The organism is Lysinibacillus sp. BSL11 (assembly GCF_052928325.1).
On record NZ_JAVGCX010000001.1, the window covers coordinates 346,923 to 367,130 of the forward strand.

Sequence of the window (20,208 nt, forward strand, 5' to 3'; positions counted from 1 at the left end):
CCCTCCTAGTAAACTGTTTCCTTGAAGATAAAGCCAGTATCTAATGGTCTAATAGCTGGTTGAATATCTTCAATTTTTGCTAATAAATCGTCTTTTATTTCTTCATATGCGTCTTCTGATTCGTCAAAATACGTATCGATCGCTTTTCGATAAGCTTCTGTTACCGCGACTACATAGTCTGGTGTTTGAAGTACACCTTCAATTTTCAGCGCATCGATGCCACCTTCAAATAATTCGCCTAGTTCATCAATCATACACATATCATTTGGACTGAAAATATGTGTACCATTCACATCTTCATATATTGGATATTTATTATTTCGTTCATCATCATGTAGGAACATATTACGATTTTCTTGGCGATTTTCAATAGCCATTACTTTATCTTGATATAAGAAATAATGGCCGAGTAATGGGCGTTTTGATTGGAACATACATGTCATGCCATGTACTTGTACTTCAATTTCCATTTCAGTATTTTCTTTAATCTCTAATACTTCATCAAGAGAAAGCTCACGCGCTAATACGGCACGCGTTGCACCACGTTTCCCCCAGTAATTAGCTGTAAACCAGTTTGTAGCTGTCGTTTCTGGATTCCAATGTAACGGAATCGTAACACCTTGCTCTCTGCGAATAATGAGTACCGCTGGATCACCGTAAATTAAACGGTCCACACCGATACGTTGCATTTCTTTTAAATAATCAGCAAGTGCCTCTAGTTTCTCATTATGGAAAAGTGCATTGACTGCAACATATACCTTTTTACCCGCTTCATGAATAAGCTTTGTCGCTTCTTCTACTTCTTCAACTGAGAACTCTCCTGCTAGACGTAGACCAAATTGTTGTTCACCAATAACAAAAGCATCTGCTCCAGCGGCTAAAAGTGCTTTTATATGTTCTAATGATTGTGGTGTCACAAGCAATTCTGGTTTTTTCATAGTAGTCACCTCTTCAAACATAGTAATAAACCATCACCGACTGGTAAAAAAGCACTTGTATAATCTGGGTGCTGCATAATCCAATCCGTGAAGCTTTTTAAATTGCGAATCATTGTTCGCTTACGACGTGGAACATCCTTCAACTCTAAATCAGACAAACCATGCATGTACATATTATCGATATACAATACCCCACCTGATTTTACTAAAGGTGCATACTTTTCAAAAAAGCGTTGGTATTGTCCCTTCGCAGCATCAATAAAGACCGCATCGAATGTTGTGTTAATGGCCTCGTCATCCACTTCTAAAGCGTCACCCTCAATGACCGTAATTCGATCTGATACAGTCGAACGTTTAATATAGGCTTTTGCCCTTGCTACACGATCTTGATCACGTTCAATTGTAACAATTTGGACATGAGGCAATGCCTCTGCCATACGAATAGCAGAGTAACCAATTGCTGTACCTATCTCTAAAATTTTTGACGGATTTTGAATACGCAACAGTTGATTTAATGCATCAATACCTGCTAGCTGCATGATCGGTACGTGATGCTCCTCCGCATATGCTTCCATTTCTAAAAGCAATTCATTACGTGGCTGTATAAATGATTGTATATATGCATCTGATAATTCCATTGTTTCCACCCTCATTTAAAAGGCAACGAGCGTTTGCCGTTGTCTGTACTTCATCATTTATCAACAAAAAGAAAAAGACCAAACGTGATGTCTTGGTACTTTGCCATACAAAAATGAGCAATTGCTTCGATATGCTCAAACAATTGCCACCACGCATATTTGTCCCGCATAAATGAACGGATTGATCAAAAATCACACTTTATAATAGCATGAAAATAGAAGGAAAGCTATTTTTCTTTCCTTCTATCCATCTGTTTGCTATACGATTTTTGTTCTTCCTATACGTTTACTCTTCTTTTCGTAAATATTTTTCTACCTTCTGCAAATGCTCATCATAGGTTTTCGAGAAGTGGTTGACACCCTCTTTATCTGCTAGGAAGTAGAAATAATCTGTTTGACTTGGATTTAATGATGCCTCAATCGAAGTTTTACCTGCACCCGCTATTGGACCAGGTGGTAGACCTTTATTTTTGTATGTGTTATAGGCATTATCCACTTCTAAATCCTCATATAAAACACGATCCTTGTGATCACCCAGTGCATAGAGCACGGTTGGGTCTGTTTGTAGTGGCATCCCTTCATTGATTCGATTATAGAAGACACTTGCAATAGTCTCTCGATCCGTTTGAGCAGTCGCTTCTTCTTCCAATAATGAAGCAAATGTTAACAGCTGATGTACGGACATTTGTTTTTCAGCTAATACATCACTATAGTTCTTCACCACATTGTTCATGGCTGCTATCATCTCTTCTACAATCGCTTGTAAGGATGGTTTTTCCTCATAATAAGAATACGTAGCTGGATATAAATAGCCCTCTAAGTCATAGCGAATATTGTCAGCTAAAACCGCCTCTGTAACTAGCTCAGGATAATTAGCCATCATTTGTTGAACAAATGTGTCACTCGTCACAAGATCCATAAATTCTTTTTGTGTGTACGGTGTTTTCTTTTCAATCACTTTCCCAATTTGTTCAAGTGTTAAGCCTTCTGGGACCGTCATCGTAAAGACAGGCTTACGATATACCTTCCCTGTTTTCAAGCTTTCAATAAGTTCATCAAAAGTCATTGCCTGTGTTAAATCATAATTTCCCGCTTGAAATTGTGATTCATTTTTAAATTTTGCATAGTACTTAAAAACACGTGCATCTTTTATGACACCTTTTTTCTCTAGTAGTGTTGAAATGGAGGACAAACTAGAGCCAATTGGTACTTCTACCGCAATCGTTTTCGTTGCATTAGGGTCTAGTGGTTTTAAAGCACCTTTTACATAATTGTACCCAAATAAACCAACAACGCCAATTATTAGTACGAAAACAATGGCAATAATTGCGACGATTTTTCTCACGATTTTTACCTCAGATTTTCTTTCTTGCATTTTTGAAAACATTTCTTGTTTTTTAGAACCGTTATCCACGGGTTTCCCCCCTATCACTATTCAATATCATACTAGAAATCAACTTTCACGACAAACAGAAATCGACAATTCAGGAGAAATTACATATGTAAAAAATCTGCCAACAACTTTCGTTAGCAGATTTTTGAGCATTCTAGAAATAGTTTATCCTATAAAGTGTTTAATACTTCTTCTACAAATTCCCATTCTTCATCTGACTCAATCGGGTATAATTCTTCAATCTGGCCTTCATTTCCAGCTATATATTGGGCAGCAAAAATATCACGCTCATCAATCGGTTCATCTGTTGCTGGCACATATAATACATACGATTTACCGAATTGCTCAGACGAAAACGTATGAATGACTTCGCACACTTGATCTTTTCCTTCTTCGTCTGTCACAGTAATTAGCTGTGGTTCTTCTTCAAATTCATCAAGTAATGTTAACACCACTTCATTAATCATTTCCCATTCTGCATCTGTTTCAACAGGCTGTAAATTTGTCATCTCACCTGTATTGTCATCATAATCAAAAGTCATCGCCGAAAGGTCTCCTGGAATTTCTTGACCGGTTTCATCTAGAAGGGAAAATAACACATAGGACTTGTCCTCCGCATCAAAGGTAATGACCACACGACACTGCTGTTCCTTACCATCTTTCCCAATGATCATAAATTCTTGCGTTTCTTCATTCATCCTGTTTCCTCCTTTATGACAATTTGATGTCATTTATTAAATCGTTTTTGAGGCTATACACTTTAGAATAGCTTCTCCTATTTTTGAGCAAGTTTTCCCTGTTTAGGAGCTTTTCTTCTCTACATTTGAGCAGGCTCTCGAAATTTTCGAGCGTGGCTTTGAGCGGAGCCTCCATTCATGGAGCGGTGCCACTCTAATTCTAAGCGAATCCTCTAACTTTATGAACGTTTCCCAACAATTGTGGATCAAATTCACACATCTACAATGCATTCATTCCTCCATTTAACAATCCTTCTACAATAGAAAAGCTTCAATAAAAAAGGAACAAGGACTGCAAGCTGCGATCCTTGTTCCAAGCTTTGAGTTAGAAGATTAGTCTTCGTTTTCATCCTCTAAAGCGTTTAAAACGTCCTCTACCATATCCCACTCTGCTTCAGTTTCGATTGGTGTTAATTCACCATCTTCACCATTTTCAGATGGTACAAATGAAGATACAAAGATTTCAACTGAGCCATCTTCATCTTCCTCTGCGCCTACCATTGAGTAAAACACATATGATTTGCCAAACTCTGGAGATTCATGAACGTGAATCACTTCACAAAGCTGCTCGTTTCCGTTTTCGTCAATCACTGTAATGTGTTGAACATGTAGTTCTTCTTCATGGTTATGCTCGTGTGCCATGCATAGTCACCTCATCAATTAATTTTTGCTATCTAAGTAGCCTTGTAAAATCATCACAGCTGCCATTTTATCAATGACCTGCTTGCGCTTTTTGCGACTCACGTCCGCTTCGATCAGCATACGTTCAGCAGCCATCGTCGTTAAACGTTCATCCCATAATTTGACCGGTAGTGAGAAATGCTCTTCTAATAGCTTTTTATAGTTCTCAGAAGCCTCTCCACGCGGTCCAACCGTATTATTCATGTTTTTTGGAAAACCTACAACAAATTCTGTTATAGTATATTCCTTTACTAGCTCAGCGATACGGTCAATACCGAACTCACCATTAGCCTCATCAATTTTTACGGTTTCAATACCTTGGGCGGTCCAACCAAGTGCATCACTTACAGCAACACCCACAGTTTTTGACCCAACGTCTAATCCCATAATTCTCATTTCTAGTCCTCGTTATTCTTTTTGATATAAAATTTAACAAGCTCCTCTAGAATTTCGTCACGCTCAAGCTTGCGAATTAAATTACGAGCATCCTGATGGCGAGGAATATACGCCGGATCACCAGAAAGTAAGTAACCAACAATCTGATTGATAGGGTTATATCCCTTTTCCTCTAATGAAGAATGAACTTTCAACATTACCTGCTTGACTTCCTGTTCCATTGATTCTTCTGGAAAATTAAATTTCATCGTTTGATCAAATGAACTCATGACCAGCACCTCGCTTTCAGAAATAAGGAGATGTGCAAACAAGCTCATCTCCAATTTCTCTTTATTATAACATGTTTTGGTGAATTAATTAAATGGATTTAACATAATCATACACAGAAAGTAGTGCTTCATCAAGTTTTGATGCATCTTTTGCACCTGCCATCGCCATATCCGGACGACCGCCACCTTTACCACCACATGCTTCCGCAACCATTTTCACGATATTTCCAGCATGGTAATTGCCACCAACTAATTCTTTTGATACTCCAGCACATAGCATAACCTTATCGCCATCCACTGCTCCAAGAACGATAACAGCCTTTGGCATTTTCGCCTTCAAATCATCCATCATCTGACGCAGTTGGTTATTGTCTTTTGCTTCTACCTTTGTAGAAAGAACTGTGACATCTCCAATTGTTTGTGCTGCATCAACAATTGCCCCAGCCTGAGCATTGGCAATTTTTTGAGATAATGCTTCGTTTTCACGTTGTAATTCTTTGTAGTCTGCTTGTAATGCCTGTATTTTTGTGACAATATCTTTAGCATTTGCTTTTAATAATGCTGCTGCATCATTTAATAATGCTTCTTCTTCTTTTACTGCTTCATAAGCAACTTTTCCTGTAACAGCTTCTATACGACGAGTACCTGCACCGATACCACCTTCTGAAACAATTTTAAAGAAGCCAATTTCAGAAGAGCGTTTAACATGGATACCACCACATAGCTCAATCGAATAATCTCCGATGGATACTACACGTACAACATCTCCATATTTTTCACCGAATAATGCCATAGCACCCATTGCTTTTGCTTCATCAATGCCTTTTTCTTCAATAATGACCTCTATATCATCCCACACTTTTTCATTTACAATACGTTCAATTTGTTGTAATTCTTCTTTAGTAACTTGACCAAAGTGAGAGAAATCAAAACGTAAACGGTCAGGTCCTACATATGATCCAGCTTGGTTTACATGATCACCTAGCACATCTTTTAATGCACGTTGCATAATATGTGTTGCCGTATGGTTTTTAATGATTAAATTGCGGTCATCACGATTGACCACTGCTTGCACTGCATCTTCCACATGCATTTCCCCAGATTCAACTACTACTGTATGAAGCGGTTGACCATTCGGTGCTTTTTGAACATCTTTTACGACAGCCGTAAAGCTATCATTTGAAATAGTACCACTATCGGCAATTTGGCCTCCCATTTCAGCGTAGAATGGTGTCTTTGCTAAAATAACCAATGCTTCCTGACCTTCTGAAGCGACTTTCGCAACTTGACCATTGACGATCATTGCAGCGATTTCAGTATTAACAGTTAACGTATCATAGCCAACAAATTCACTTGCAACCGTTAAGTTTGCTAATACTTCATTCTGTACTTGCATCGAATCAACATCTTGTCGTGCAGCACGCGCGCGTTCACGTTGCTCTTCCATCGCTGCCTCAAAACCTTCATGATCTACTTTCATGCCTACTTCCTCTGCATATTCTTCCGTTAGCTCGATTGGGAAACCATAAGTATCATATAAACGGAAAGCATCTGCTCCTGGGATGTAATCATGACCGACTGCTTTTTGAGATTCCACTACTTCATTAAAGATAGCTAAACCACCATCTAATGTTTCATGGAAACGAATTTCTTCATTTTTAATGACACGTTGAATAAATTCGCTTTTCTCTGTCACTTCTGGATAGAAGTCTTCCATAATTTTACCCACAGTTGGTACAAGTTCAAACATAAATGGTTTTTCAATGCCAATTTGTTTAGCATAGCGAACCGCACGACGTAGTAAACGACGTAATACATAGCCACGGCCTTCGTTTGATGGCAGGGCACCATCACCTATAGCAAATGCTACTGTACGGATATGGTCTGCAATCACTTTAAATGGTGTATTAATATCTTCTTCTGAGCCAAAGATTTCATTTAAGTCTACTTCGCCAGGTCGTTTATATTTACGGTTGGCAAATTCCTCGATTTTTTCAATGATTGGCATAAATAAATCAGTATCAAAGTTTGTTGGTACATTTTGCACGACGGACACAATACGTTCTAAGCCCATACCTGTATCAATATTTTGCTTTGGTAGTGGCGTGTAAGTGCCATCAGGATTATGGTTAAATTGAGAGAACACAAGGTTCCAAATTTCAAGGTAACGCTCATTTTCTCCTCCTGGATACATTTCAGGATCATTTTCATCTGAGCCGTATTCTACGCCGCGATCATAAAAAATCTCTGAGTTCGGACCAGATGGACCTTCTCCGATATCCCAGAAGTTCCCTTCTAAACGAATTAAACGTTCTTCTGGAATACCGATTTCCTGATGCCAAACATCATAAGCTTCCTGGTCTTCAGGGTGAATCGTGATAGATAATAATGCTGGATCAAAGCCCATCCATTTTTTATCTGTTAAAAACTCCCAAGCGTAATGAATTGCTTCTTTTTTAAAGTAGTCACCAATAGAGAAGTTTCCTAACATTTCAAAGAATGTATGGTGTCGAGCTGTTTTCCCAACGTTTTCAATATCGTTGGTACGAATCGATTTTTGTGCATTTGTAATACGTGGATTATCAGGGATAATACGGCCATCAAAATATGGTTTCAAAGTTGCAACACCTGAGTTGATCCAAAGAAGTGATGGATCATTTATTGGCACAAGTGGTGCTGAGGGCTCATGATGATGCCCCTTTTCTTTAAAAAATTCCAAATACATACGGCGAATATCTACTGCTTTCATCGGATAATTTCCTCCTATTTTATATTGTAAAATCACGATACGAGTCCTGCGATCTACCGAAGAAAATAAAAAAAGCCCTCATCCCCAAAAAGGGACGAGGACTTGTCATTAGTCTCGCGGTACCACCCTAGTTGTAAGTAAAAATCTTACTTACCTCTTTAGCACTTGTAACGTCAGTGAACGGCAGGGATTAGCTGCACTCTGGAGTAGCTTTCGGCATTTGCTGTTGTGAGGATTTTTTCAGCCTAGAAATCCCTTTCTTGTACACACACAAATACGTACTTTTTCCATCATCGTTTTTACTTTTTCTATCGAAAATTATAAAAAAAATCTATTGCGCTGTCAATTAGTACTAGTATGACTAACACTAACTAAGCAATCATTTTTTTGAAATATATCCACATACCCCATGTAAAAATAACTAAGAAGGCGCTAATTGCAATCGTTGTATAAGGGGTATCTTGATAAGGTAAAGGTACATTCATTCCAAAAAAACTAGTAATTACTGATAGTGGTAACATAATTGTCGAAATGACCGTTAATAAATTCAGCTTTTCAATGGATTTCCCACTGATAATTGAAAAATACGTATCAAGCGTGCTGTTCACTAAATCGCGATATGTCTCTGTGGAGTCGACAATACGTTCTAGATGGTCATTCAAATCTTTATAGAATGGAATATTTTCTTCTTGAATGTCAAATTTCCACTGGCCATTGATTGTAGAAAAAATTCTCCTTTGTGGCATAATGGCCTGACGAATTAAAATAATTGTCCGCTTCAACGCAAGAAATTCCTCTGTCACCACTTTTGGTTGATAGTCATAAATTTCTTCTTCTAGTTCATCTATACGTGCGCGAATTCGTTCTAATACTGGGAAGTATTCGTCTGTAATACCGTCAATAATAGTATGCAATAAAAAATCAGTACCCTTTTCTAAATATCTTGGGCTATTGACACAAACATTCTCCATTTTCCCTAGCCATTGCAACTTTTGTTTATGCACAGTCACAATATAGTTTGGTCCCATAAAAATATTTAACTCAACTGTTGTAATTTCATTGTTACTTTTCTCATTATAGATTGGTGCATGGAGCACAAAAAATTTATAATCACCATAACTATCCATTTTTGGACGTGAGCCTTCATGTAAGCAATCTTCAACTGCTAGTGGATGAAAGCCAAATACATCTGCTATATTGTTCAATTCATTATAACTATAGGCATATAAATCTACCCATAATAAATCTTCGTTATGAATAGGGAGTTTTAAATCAATCATATTGAAATCATGTTGGACTGTCTTGCTGCTGCTATTATAATAGTGGATTTTAATCATTGCATTTCACCTCATGTTTGTTATTGAGGGAAACAAAAGGTCATCCTTATCACCTTTTGTCTGCATCGGTGATCAGAAATCGATGACTTTTTATATGTTTCCGTTTGCCTAAATGATACTTATTCGGTTCAGGACTACTATCCATTTCTCATCACCTTCCTTCCATAACAAAAACACGCCTTCTACGAATGAAGGCGTGTTGAATACACATATCAAAAAATAGCAATAAAATACATTGCATGCTTGTTACCTTCAAACGTTGAGTTTTAGCACTATGCGGCATAGGAATATGTCCAGCTACGTTAAAAAACACCTTATTTCGATGATTTCTGTTGACCCATTGGCGTCTCTCGACATTTTTGGGTAGTAGCGTATCTCCAGCATAGGAGCCTCACCTAACGAAGGGAGTCTTATTTTTTTATTCCTGTAAATGATAACGGATAGTTTCACAACTGTCAAACTTTCTATCAATCATTTTTCAGAAAGTCTTCTACTCTTTGCACTAAATGCTCTCGTTGATAAGATTGATAGAGCAAGCTAGATAAACGTACAGGATCACCAAAGAAAAAGCGTTCGTACAATGTCTGTCTTGTGCCAAAACTACTCATCGTTAAATCCCAAGCTAAACGGAATTTCTTTACTCGCTCTTCTCCTTTGTCTTTGAATGATTGCAAATAATGTTCAAGATCACCGTCATCTACTGCAAATGCATGTTCAGTCGGTATAGACATCAAGCCACTTGCTCCTAGTTGCTGGATAATTTCCGTAAAAGTTGGATAAACTTTCGGGAAAATTTGAATAGCTACTTGGAGGGTTGCAAGGTCAGGTCGAATAAAGCCAAAATTATCTCTTTGTGCATCCACTTCTGATTTGATTAACAGTGCTTTCATCGTTTCTAATGGCACAATCACATCCACCACTTTTTGTTGTACATGTTGATAGTCTCCGATGTTAATAGTGTCCACTATCGATTGCACAACCCCAAGTACAAATTCGGTCTTGGCAATTTGGCGAGATAACACTTGATGTAATGTGTAAGCTTGGAAGCCACTGACATTCATAAATTGATTGGCCACTTCTATATTTTCATAGTAAAAAACACGTTCCCATGGGACAACTACATCATCAAACACAACGATTGCATCCATTTCTTCAAAACGAGCACTTAACGGATAATCAAAGGTAGAATCTCCCCCTACAAACGATTGCCGACATAAAAACTTTAAGCCTTTAGTATTACTTGGAATAGAAAAACCGAAACCTTTTCCTTCATCATAGCCATTTGTCGATAAAACAAGAAGCTCATCTGTTATGCCACCCTGTGTTGCTAGTAATCTTGCCCCTTTAATGACTAAGCCCTCACTTGTCTTCCCAATGATTTTAGCAGCAATGGTTACTTCTTCATCCTCATAGTAATAGCGTTTGCGATTTACCTGTGGTTCAATAAAGGTATGTGTCATCGTAATATCATTCTCGCGAGCATACTCATAGAACTTTAGCAAATGCTCTGGGAAACAATTTGGCTGCTCTTTTAAAAAGTCTGACGCTGATGCAAGGGCCATTAATGTTGTATTCATATAATCAGGGCTTCTCCCCATAAAGCCTTGTGAAGATAATGCCCATTCTCTTGCCGCATGGCGCCTTTTCACAAGATCTTCTTGCGTCAATACTTGAAGAAAGGACATGCCAACTTTCTGTTTGCTAGTTGGCGATTCATAGGTCATTTTTTCAAGAAGTGCCTCTTGATGTTGTAAATCAAAAAGTTTCGCTTGACTCTGAATAATTCCTTTAAAGGCAGGATGTTCTGACACCTTCCCTGTCACGATTTTCCCATCTATCGAAATATACGTTTTTAAAGCATCAATTCGTTCAATATACTGCTGCCCTGTCATTATTGGCATGCTGTCACCCCTATACATTCCCTATGTTTTTGTACTTATCTAGTATATGAAATGTCCAAATATTAGGTGACGATACATCAATTAGAAAAACCCGATTAGACAGTCTAATCGGGTATATTTATTTTAGTCATCCAAAAAATCATAGGGAGAGACATTATTCATACCAATCATTGGATGAATAAAAGGGGCTGTTTCTACTGTTAGCTTTTGTTCAATGGAAACAGGCTCCTGCGACACTTCATTTTCAACTGACATTGCCTCGACTTCCACAAGTTCTTCCTCAATTTCCATTGGGTTAAGTCTTGCACGTAAAGAGGTGAAACGCTGTAGGTCATCTGTACGTTGTAAACCATCTGCAAGTACATCTGGTTCACCACATAAAATCAAAAAGTTTTTAGCACGTGTAATACCTGTGTATAAAAGATTACGCCGTAACATTTTGGAATACCCTCTAACCACTGGCATAATGACCGTTTGAAACTCAGAGCCCTGTGATTTATGGATGGAGCAACAATAAGCTAGTGTCAATTGATTGAGATCGCTTCGTTGATAGGTCACTTCAATGCCATCAAAGGATACGATCAATAAATCTTGTTTTTCGACCGTCTCTTTCGCCTTAATAATACTAATGACCTCACCCATATCTCCATTAAAGACATTGCTTTCTGGTTGATTGACAAGCTGAAGAACTTTATCCTTTATTCGATAGGTTACATCCCCAAAGACTAGCTCTTTTCGTGTTCCAGTATCATTTGGATTAATAAGCTCTTGAATCATTTTATTTAAATTATCTATCCCAGCTGGTCCTTTATACATGGGTGCCAACACTTGGATATTACGGATTTCCTGACCCTTTGCGACAGCACTTTTGACAACCTGTGTTACAACGTTGGCAACTTGATCGGCTGAAGCCTTAATAAACGAACGATCAGAGGTTTTAGCTGTTAACTCTTTTGGAATCGTTCCTTTTTTTATTTGATGGGCAAGTTCAATAATCGTTGAGCCTTCTGCTTGTCGGTAAACATCTGTTAGTTCGACGGTTGGTAGCTGCTTGGATGCTAATAAATCCTTTAATACCTGTCCTGGACCTACTGGTGGAAGCTGATCCTGATCTCCTACAAAGACAACTTGAACATCTTCATGTAAAGCTTTTAATAATTGATGGGCAAGCCATGTATCAACCATGGACATTTCATCCACGATAATCAGCTTACCTGTCACTTCACGCTCTGTTTCTTCCTCTTTTTCTTGCCCTGTAAAACCGAGCAGTCGATGAATGGTCATCGCAGGTAGCTCTGTTGATTCGGCTAATCGTTTAGCAGCACGTCCAGTCGGCGCACAAAGAATAATCGGAAAAGGCTCCTCTTTTTGAGCATACTCTTTTGGATTTAAGGATAGGCCATGAAGCTTTGCATACACTTCTACGACTCCCCGTACAACAGTGGTTTTCCCCGTACCAGGACCACCCGTTAATATCATAACAGCTGAATTTAAAGCCTGCTCAATGGCATTCGCTTGTGTTTCTGCATAGGTAACATTGAGTAGCTCCTCTGTTTCTCCAATGGCTTTTCGAATTTCATCTTTACTAAAATGTTCAGCCTTATTATTCCGTTCGATAAGCGATAAGATTTTCGATGCAATCCCTACCTCTGAAAAATACAGTGACGGTAAATATAACCTTGTCTCTTCACCACAAATTTTGCCTTCTTCACGGAGTCCGATGCAGGCTTGAGAAATATCTTCGAATGGTATCTCCTGTCGTTGGCTTTGTTCAAGCATTTCCTTAACGAGCGGTAAAACATGTTCTGCATCTAGATAGACATGTCCATCTGATAAAGCTGCTGTATTTAAAATATGTAAAATCGCTGCTTTGACACGATCAGGATGTTTACCAGTTATACCCAATTTCGCACCTAGCTCATCAGCTCGAAAGAAACCCACCCCTTCCACATCTTCAATTAAGCGGTATGGATTTTCTGTCAGTAATTCAATGGCTTCTGTTCGATAGGTTTGATAAATTTTCATGCCAAGCTGTGGACCAAATCCCCACTCATTCAATTGAATCATGATCCGCTCTAAACCTAAGTTTTGCTCAATGGTGCGGTGAATGACTTCTTTTTTTTCAGCAGATAGACGCGGAACAGCATCGAGGGCATTAGGATCTTCTAAAATAACACGGAGTGCATTCGCACCTAGTTTTTCAACAATCGTTTCAGCTGTTTTTTTCCCGATCCCTACGAAGAGGTCACTAGATAAATAATGAATAATTCCTTGCTCAGTTGCAGGCACCTCTTTCGTAAATGTCTCAATTTGAAATTGAGCACCGTATTTAGGATGCTGTTTTAAAATACCAGTAAATCGATATTGTTCGTCCATTTGTAGTGGGGGAAAATAACCAACAACAATAATTTCTTTATCTTCATATTGCAAATTCGTCTCTTGAATTTTCACACGTACAATCGAATACATATTTTGCGCATTATGAAAGATAGAGACGATCGGACGTCCGAGTATAAAAAATTTATTGAGTTCAAATAAATCTAAATGATCTGTCATGTTCGGTCCGTCCTTTCTTATAGTTTTCAATCTTTTTATTTTACCATAGCCACATGAAAATATCGCAGACAAAAATAGATTCGCTTCGTTATTTTTACATTATTTTGACAAATGACAATTCTCTGCCTTTATCCTCCGTTCCATGCTATGATTAATATGAATTAGTTGCACGGAAGGATTGTGAAATTATTGGAATTTAGACCTTGCATCGATTTACACGATGGCAAAGTAAAACAAATTGTAGGCAGCACTTTGGGATATACAAATCAAGCAGTTGTTGAAAACTTTATTTCTCAACATGACGCTAGCTACTATGCACAAATGTTTGCCCAAGATCGTTTAACAGGTGGACACGTTATTATGCTAGGCTCTGGTAATGAAGAAGCTGCCCTATCCGCTCTAACAGCCTATCCTCAAGGCTTACAAATAGGTGGTGGCATTACGGCTGACAATGCTCAAAAGTATATTGATGCAGGTGCTTCGCATGTCATTGTCACATCCTATATTTTTCATGATGGTCAGCTCGATTTAGCACGTTTAAAGCGTTTAAATCAATTAATTGGTAAAGAACACCTTGTCATCGATCTCAGTTGTAAGATGCGTGACGGGAAGTGGTTTGTCATGACAGATAAATGGACTACATTTAGTCACTTCGAAGTCAATGCTGCGTCGATTGCCTATATTGAAGATTTTTGTGATGAGCTGTTAATACATGCTGTCGATGTTGAAGGAAAAAAGGGTGGCATGCAGGAAAGCTTGGTACAGGACTTAGCTGCTTGGACATCTATCCCAGCTACTTATGCAGGCGGCGTTCGTTCAATCGGAGACTTAGAAAGATTTAACCAATTAGCTAACGGAAAACTTCATGTAACCATTGGGAGTGCGCTCTCTATTTTTGGTGGCGATTTACCTTATACAGATGTAGTAGAATATTGTAAAAAAGGTGGGATTTTGTGAAGCTTATTTATAAAGATTATGTTTTTCCATTTCAAGAAACAAATTTAGAGAGAATTATAGATGGTAAATATTTCAAAGTGAATAAAAAAGATAATTCTCTTGCAATTCAAGTGCAACTTGACAACGAACAAATGTTATTGGAATTTTCAAAATCACTAAAGGCAACATGTGGGTTCTTACGTGATCAAGAAACTGAGCCTTATATCGGAACCTATATTGATTTACAAGTTTTCGTTGATGAGTTTAATAAGCGTTATAACTTAAATGCTGAAATTATTAGTTAAAACATGGGGACAGATGGTTCCCTTTGTTTTAACCTCAAATCCTCTTCTGCATTCTTCCTTGCCCCTATTTCTGAAACCTTTTCATTGTCATGTGAGTTATATATTGTATAGCATAACCATAGGGGGTTTACATGACAAAACTACATACTCAATATGTCCTTCCTTACTTTTTTATGCTCCCTGCTCTTCTAATAGGGATGATCACCATGATCTCCTATGGCGTAGGCTTTCATATTTGAATACAGAACTTGTTCATCTGGGTTGTTGGCATTAGTTTTTGCTATGGAATGTCAACAAAAACTACCCTAAAATTTTTAGATATTAGCCCTCTTTCTATTACAACTATTTTAATCGTTTTACTCATTATGCCCTTTTGGTTTAATGGTATAGAGGGTGTCCATCGATGGATAACTTTTGGCCCATTTAATTTTTATATAGCTAGTATTAGTTTGCCTATATTAATTGTTTATTTAGGGAAGCTTTCAATCAATAAACATTTATCATTTACGATAGGATTCATGTTCCTCATAGAAGGTATATTATTAATGCAACCTGATGCAGGACAAATCACTGCAGTTGCTTGTGCATCCACTATTATTTTATGGAGAGCTATAGAAAATTCGATTTGGAAGTACATTTCACTGCTCTTATTCGCTTTTTTGTCATCGCATCATGGATTTTTCTTGATCATTTAGCTCCAGTACCATATGTGGAGCAAATTATTTTTTTAGTGGCTGACATGGGCAGTATTTTGCTTTTTTTAGGTGTTTTAGCACTCCTATTGTTAATTTATCCATTCTTTGTCCCATGGAAAAAAGATACCTTGTCATTAGCTTTAGGCTTATATTTTCTAATGACAATCCTTGTCACGTTCGTGGGTCATTTTCCTATGCCTATTATGGGCTATGGCATTTCACCAACTATCGGCTATCTCATTGCCATCACAGCTATACAAAAAATAAAAATCGAACAAACCAAAAAAGAAAGGATTTACAAACGATGAAAACTGAACTAGAAGTAAACACTTTAAAATCATTTCAAACTGAATTAACACGCTTCTTTTTAGCTTACAAATTTGCTCTACAGGAAGTGGAAACGAAAATTAATATATTACAAGAAGAATTTAAGTTAATTCATGAATATAATCCAATTGAGCATGTATCTACACGTATAAAATCACCTAAAAGTATTTTAACGAAGATGATGAAAAAAGAGCTTTCTCCATCAATAGAGGCTGTGCGTGAAAATATCCGCGATATAGCTGGTGCTCGCATCACCTGTTCCTTCGTGGAGGATATTTACAAGGTAAGTGCCATGTTACAAGCACAGCATGACATGGAAGTTGTTGAGGTGAAGGATTATATAGCCAATCCAAAAGAAAATGGCTACCAAAGCTTACATCTCATTATTAAAATTCCTATCTTTATGTCAGACCATATGGAAAAGGTCTATACTGAGATCCAAATTCGTACAATTGCAATGGATTTCTGGGCAAGCTTAGAACACAAAATTTATTATAAGTATAACAAAGAAGTACCTGAGCATATTCGTCATGAATTAAAGGAAGCCGCCCTACAAGCAGCTGAGTTAGATCGAAAAATGGAGCGACTGAATAAGGAAATCAATATTTTAAAAGAAAATGAAGCCGAGCCTTCATTGCTAGACAGTACCCCAATCGCACATTTAGCGAAATACTTAACGGAACTACCTGGCAATAAAATAATTGATGACGTCCTATTCAAAAAGTAAATTTATTCTATGGTTTAGTCATCAAATGAAAAACCACCTCACACGCTGCTTGACCACAGAATGTGAGGTGGATTGTACTAGTTATTTGCTATTGCGCCTTCCTTGTGGATTTCGTTGCTACAAAAAAGGAGAAAATAAGTGCACCAATAGCAAAAATAAAGGTAGCTATATATACATAACTGACGCCATTGGCAATAGTGTCCTTTAAAAAGCTTACTTCTTCTAAATTAAACCCACCTTTTGCAAATTCACCATTTAATTGAATTTCACCTTTTCCTAATGAAGTCATTTTTTCACTTGTTGCTAGATTGAAAATCATACCAAATAGCGCTGCACCAATCGCTTGGCTAAATGTATTTGTAAAGGAGTTCAAACCAATTGATATACCAAGTTGCTTTGGATCAGCCACCTTTTGTATGGAAATCATTAGCATCGGCATAATAAAGCCCATCCCTAGTCCAATTAATGATGATGCGAAATAAACGCTGAAATCATTAGAACCTGAAGATAGTCTTGCCAACAATAGTGTACCCGTAACAAGTAAAATCGTACCCATTTGGATAATGCGTTTATTTGTTAAACGACCGATTAAATAACCTGCCATAATCGAGTTCACCGTCCAAAAAATAGACATTGGTGTTAATAATAAACCAGCCTGCGTTGCATTTTTGCCTAAAACACTTTGGGCAAATATGGGAATATAAACGGTCACACCAATGACAATAGACATGCCACTTAAAGTTAATGCATTAATGACCATTAGTCGTCCATTTTTAAACAGTGTTAACGGAATAATTGGCTCCTCTGCTCTCAACTCCACCCAGATAAAAATACTTAGGAATACAAGAGCAACACCATACATTAGCAGCGATTGGCCTGATAACCAAGTTTGTGTTTTACTGTTTTCGATAATAACAAACAGTAACGCAACCATGCCAATTGTAAAAAATACTGCACCTAAGTAGTCAATTTTACGCTTCACTGCCTCTAGTTGTTCTTTATAATGTTTAGCAATTAAGTAAATAGAGGCTAAACCAAACGGTACATTAATGAAGAAAATAAAGTGCCAAGATACTTGGTCAACAATAAAGCCGCCAAATAATGGACCTACTACACCAGAGACGCCCCATACCATACTTAAATAGCTTTGTCCTTTGGCACGCTCTTTTTCAGTTTTAAACAACTCACCAACCATTGTTAATGTGATGGGCAAAATTGAACCTGCGCCAATACCTTGAATTGCTCGAAAAACAATTAATTGCTCCATGGATTGAGCTAAACCACATAACATAGAACCTACTAAAAAAATAATGATACCTGTAATAATCATCCGTTTACGGCCAAATAAATCAGCTAATTTACCAAAAATAATCGCCGCTATGGCTGAAGCTAGTAAATAAGCAGAATAAATCCAGCTTATTAAGTCTACACCTAATAAATCAGCCGTAATACTCGGAATAGCAGTACTAACAATAGTTCCCTCAATTGCAGCGAGTGCTGTTACAAGTAATAGTGCTATAAATACTTTATTCATTCTGTCACCTTTTCCTTTCCTGCATGACATACATTACCAAGTTTGAACTAGAATTAAAAGAGAAAGGGATTTAATTTATAAAAAAATAAACGATGTTTTTCTGTTTTACTAGATAAAATCAATAAAAAAGCAGCAGGAATGTTAATCAACATTCACTCGCTGCTTATTATCTATCAGTTAAATCGTTGAGCAATCATATCGTAAATATAACGTGCTTGGTCATATTCAGGTTGTAAGGTAAAGGCTTGTTTCAAATGATACATGGCATCTTCTGTTTGTTCAGTGGACACGGCATATAGTACGCCTAAATTATAATGTGCATCGGCATTATTCCAATCCTGTTCAATCAAGAGATCCAGTTCCTTCTTCCCTTCATCAAACATTTCTAATGCACATAGTACTATCGCATAAGCTAAACGAATCTGTGTATCTTCTGGAGCAATCTCTACTGCACGTTGTAAATAAGGTAATGCCAATTTAGAGTTATCCATACGTTCAAAGCATTTCCCCATCATATAATAGACATCGGCACCTTCAATATGATGGTTTAGCGCTTGCTCATATAGCTTCACAGCCTCGGCATAGCGTTCAGCATTGTAATATAAATTGGCTAGACCGTAATAGGCTGTAGCTGCTGATTCATCCACAGTGATTGCCTTTTGGAAGAAACGTTCTGCACGTTCAGTATCCTCTAATACGGCTAATAAATTGCCGAAATTTACATACCCAATAGCATTTTCAGGCTCTGCCTCAATTGCTTTTGTAAATAGTTGAGCAGCATCCTCATAACGTTTTTCTTGAAATGCTTGGATGCCCTGTTCATTATAATTCATTTGTTCTTCACCTCTATGTAGCGAAAGACTGCTTTTAGGAAGCCAAGAGGCCATAAAAGCAGTCTTAACGCAATTTATCCAACATATGTTAGTTTTTCATTACTTTTAAAGACTTCATCAATCGTTCCGCCACCCATACATTCTTCTCCGTTGTATAGCACTACAGCTTGGCCAGGTGTAATTGCACGTACAGGTTCTGCAAATGTAATGTGTGCACGCCCATCTGGTAAAATTTCAACTTCTACTGGTGTATCGGTTTGACGATAACGGAATTTTGCTGTGCAAGAAAATTTCCCAGGCAATTTTTTTGTCGAAGTATAGTTCATTTTCACAGCTGTTAATGATGTTGAATACGAATATTCATTGTCAAAGCCTTGTCCGACAAGTAGAACATTACGTGCTAAATCTTTTCCTAGCACAAACCAAGGTTCACCGTCTCCACCAATACCAAGCCCGTGTCGTTGACCAAGTGTATAGTACATTAAACCATCGTGTTGGCCCATTACAACGCCATCCATTGTTTCCATTTTGCCAGGTTGAGCTGGTAAATATTGACTTAAGAACTCCTTGAAATTACGTTCACCGATAAAGCAAATGCCTGTTGAATCTTTTTTCTTGGCCGTAGCAAGGCCTGCTTCTTCTGCAATTTTTCGTACTTCTTTTTTCTCTATATCACCAATTGGGAACATTACATGCGCTAATTGCTCTTGCGATAACTGATTTAAAAAGTATGTTTGATCTTTGTTATCATCAACGCCACGTAACATTCTTACTTCACCATCACCACTACGATCAATTCGTGCATAGTGACCTGTTGCTAAATAATCAGCGCCAAGGTTCATGGCATGCTCTAAAAATGCTTTAAATTTAATTTCTTTATTGCACATAACATCAGGATTTGGTGTACGCCCTGCTTTATATTCTTCTAAAAAGTATGTGAACACTTTATCCCAATATTGTTTCTCGAAATTGACAGCATAGTATGGGATACCAATTTGATTACATACTTTTATCACATCGTCATAATCTTCCGTTGCTGTACAAACACCGTTTTCGTCCGTATCATCCCAGTTTTTCATAAAGATTCCGATTACTTCATACCCTTGTTGTTTTAACAAGTATGCCGCCACCGATGAATCTACCCCACCTGACATGCCGACAACAACTCGAATTTGAGAGGGGTCACGTGTTTCTTTCATTGTGGTCACCTTTTCTTTTATCTAATTACAGTTTATGTTTCAATATTTTAACGAAAC

18 protein-coding genes, 1 riboswitch and 1 other annotated feature are annotated in these 20,208 nt (G+C 37.6%); of the genes, 4 read left to right on the top strand and 14 right to left on the bottom strand.

Translation table 11 applies throughout. The features are described from left to right. Positions 1-5: 5 nt before the first annotated feature. The 11 genes from RCJ95_RS01780 to recD2 all read right to left on the bottom strand — a co-directional run bounded on the left by RCJ95_RS01780 (position 6) and on the right by recD2 (position 13,595). A complete protein-coding gene (locus RCJ95_RS01780; RefSeq protein WP_009373774.1) occupies positions 6-938 on the bottom strand; it encodes a peptidase U32 family protein in 933 nt (310 codons plus the stop codon). Between the two features lie 5 nt (positions 939-943). Next, positions 944-1,576 (bottom strand): O-methyltransferase, encoded by a 633-nt coding sequence (locus tag RCJ95_RS01785; RefSeq protein WP_257520230.1) that lies wholly within the window; start codon positions 1,574-1,576, stop codon positions 944-946. Between the two features lie 286 nt (positions 1,577-1,862). After that, the gene (gene mltG / locus RCJ95_RS01790) at positions 1,863-2,990 is read right to left on the bottom strand and encodes an endolytic transglycosylase MltG (protein ID WP_009373773.1); all 1,128 of its coding nucleotides are present in this window, start codon (positions 2,988-2,990) and stop codon (positions 1,863-1,865) included. 149 nt (positions 2,991-3,139) lie between these two features. Beyond that, on the bottom strand, positions 3,140-3,667 hold the full coding sequence (locus tag RCJ95_RS01795) for a DUF1292 domain-containing protein (protein ID WP_004226844.1): 528 nt from the start codon (positions 3,665-3,667) through the stop codon (positions 3,140-3,142). Between the two features lie 372 nt (positions 3,668-4,039). Then, positions 4,040-4,348, bottom strand: coding sequence for a DUF1292 domain-containing protein (locus RCJ95_RS01800; RefSeq protein WP_004226842.1), 309 nt, complete (start codon positions 4,346-4,348; stop codon positions 4,040-4,042). Between the two features lie 18 nt (positions 4,349-4,366). Then, the gene (ruvX, locus tag RCJ95_RS01805; protein ID WP_004226840.1) at positions 4,367-4,783 is read right to left on the bottom strand and encodes a Holliday junction resolvase RuvX; all 417 of its coding nucleotides are present in this window, start codon (positions 4,781-4,783) and stop codon (positions 4,367-4,369) included. A gap of 2 nt (positions 4,784-4,785) precedes the next feature. Next, complete coding sequence (locus RCJ95_RS01810; protein WP_004226839.1) at positions 4,786-5,052, bottom strand: IreB family regulatory phosphoprotein; 267 nt, start codon at positions 5,050-5,052, stop codon at positions 4,786-4,788. A gap of 88 nt (positions 5,053-5,140) precedes the next feature. Then, a complete protein-coding gene (gene alaS / locus RCJ95_RS01815; RefSeq protein WP_274769729.1) occupies positions 5,141-7,801 on the bottom strand; it encodes an alanine--tRNA ligase in 2,661 nt (886 codons plus the stop codon). 87 nt (positions 7,802-7,888) lie between these two features. Further along, positions 7,889-8,104, bottom strand: a binding site (T-box leader). 68 nt (positions 8,105-8,172) lie between these two features. After that, a complete protein-coding gene (gene corA, locus RCJ95_RS01820) occupies positions 8,173-9,138 on the bottom strand; it encodes a magnesium/cobalt transporter CorA (protein WP_221679980.1) in 966 nt (321 codons plus the stop codon). Positions 9,139-9,382: 244 nt separating this feature from the next. Continuing rightward, a riboswitch (M-box (ykoK) riboswitch) is annotated at positions 9,383-9,548 on the bottom strand. 57 nt (positions 9,549-9,605) lie between these two features. Continuing rightward, positions 9,606-11,039: a 4-hydroxyphenylacetate 3-monooxygenase, oxygenase component gene (gene hpaB / locus RCJ95_RS01825; protein WP_221679979.1), complete on the bottom strand. Its 1,434-nt coding sequence runs from the start codon at positions 11,037-11,039 to the stop codon at positions 9,606-9,608. A gap of 123 nt (positions 11,040-11,162) precedes the next feature. Further along, positions 11,163-13,595, bottom strand: coding sequence for an SF1B family DNA helicase RecD2 (gene recD2 / locus RCJ95_RS01830; protein ID WP_446721826.1), 2,433 nt, complete (start codon positions 13,593-13,595; stop codon positions 11,163-11,165). A 189-nt stretch (positions 13,596-13,784) separates the two neighbouring features. On the opposite strand from recD2, the gene hisA reads away from it, so the two are divergent. The 4 genes from hisA (at position 13,785) to RCJ95_RS01850 (ending at position 16,585) form a co-directional block, all read left to right on the top strand. Beyond that, the gene (gene hisA / locus RCJ95_RS01835) at positions 13,785-14,552 is read left to right on the top strand and encodes a phosphoribosylformimino-5-aminoimidazole carboxamide ribotide isomerase (protein ID WP_446721827.1); all 768 of its coding nucleotides are present in this window, start codon (positions 13,785-13,787) and stop codon (positions 14,550-14,552) included. After that, entirely contained in the window at positions 14,549-14,836 is a 288-nt protein-coding gene (locus tag RCJ95_RS01840; RefSeq protein ID WP_202341276.1) for a hypothetical protein, read from the top strand. The genes hisA and RCJ95_RS01840 overlap by 4 nt, the downstream gene beginning before the upstream one ends. Before the next feature lie 625 nt (positions 14,837-15,461). Then, a complete protein-coding gene (locus RCJ95_RS01845; RefSeq protein WP_446721828.1) occupies positions 15,462-15,839 on the top strand; it encodes a hypothetical protein in 378 nt (125 codons plus the stop codon). Beyond that, complete coding sequence (locus RCJ95_RS01850; RefSeq protein ID WP_446721829.1) at positions 15,836-16,585, top strand: GTP pyrophosphokinase; 750 nt, start codon at positions 15,836-15,838, stop codon at positions 16,583-16,585. The genes RCJ95_RS01845 and RCJ95_RS01850 overlap by 4 nt, the downstream gene beginning before the upstream one ends. Positions 16,586-16,673: 88 nt before the next feature. On the opposite strand, the gene RCJ95_RS01855 is transcribed toward RCJ95_RS01850, so the two are convergent. The 3 genes from RCJ95_RS01855 to mnmA form a co-directional block, all read right to left on the bottom strand. Beyond that, entirely contained in the window at positions 16,674-18,119 is a 1,446-nt protein-coding gene (locus RCJ95_RS01855) for an MDR family MFS transporter (protein ID WP_337976925.1), read from the bottom strand. Between the two features lie 173 nt (positions 18,120-18,292). Continuing rightward, the gene (locus RCJ95_RS01860) at positions 18,293-18,952 is read right to left on the bottom strand and encodes a tetratricopeptide repeat protein (RefSeq protein WP_221679973.1); all 660 of its coding nucleotides are present in this window, start codon (positions 18,950-18,952) and stop codon (positions 18,293-18,295) included. 74 nt (positions 18,953-19,026) lie between these two features. Next, a complete protein-coding gene (mnmA, locus tag RCJ95_RS01865) occupies positions 19,027-20,151 on the bottom strand; it encodes a tRNA 2-thiouridine(34) synthase MnmA (RefSeq protein WP_048392132.1) in 1,125 nt (374 codons plus the stop codon). Positions 20,152-20,208: the final 57 nt, after the last annotated feature.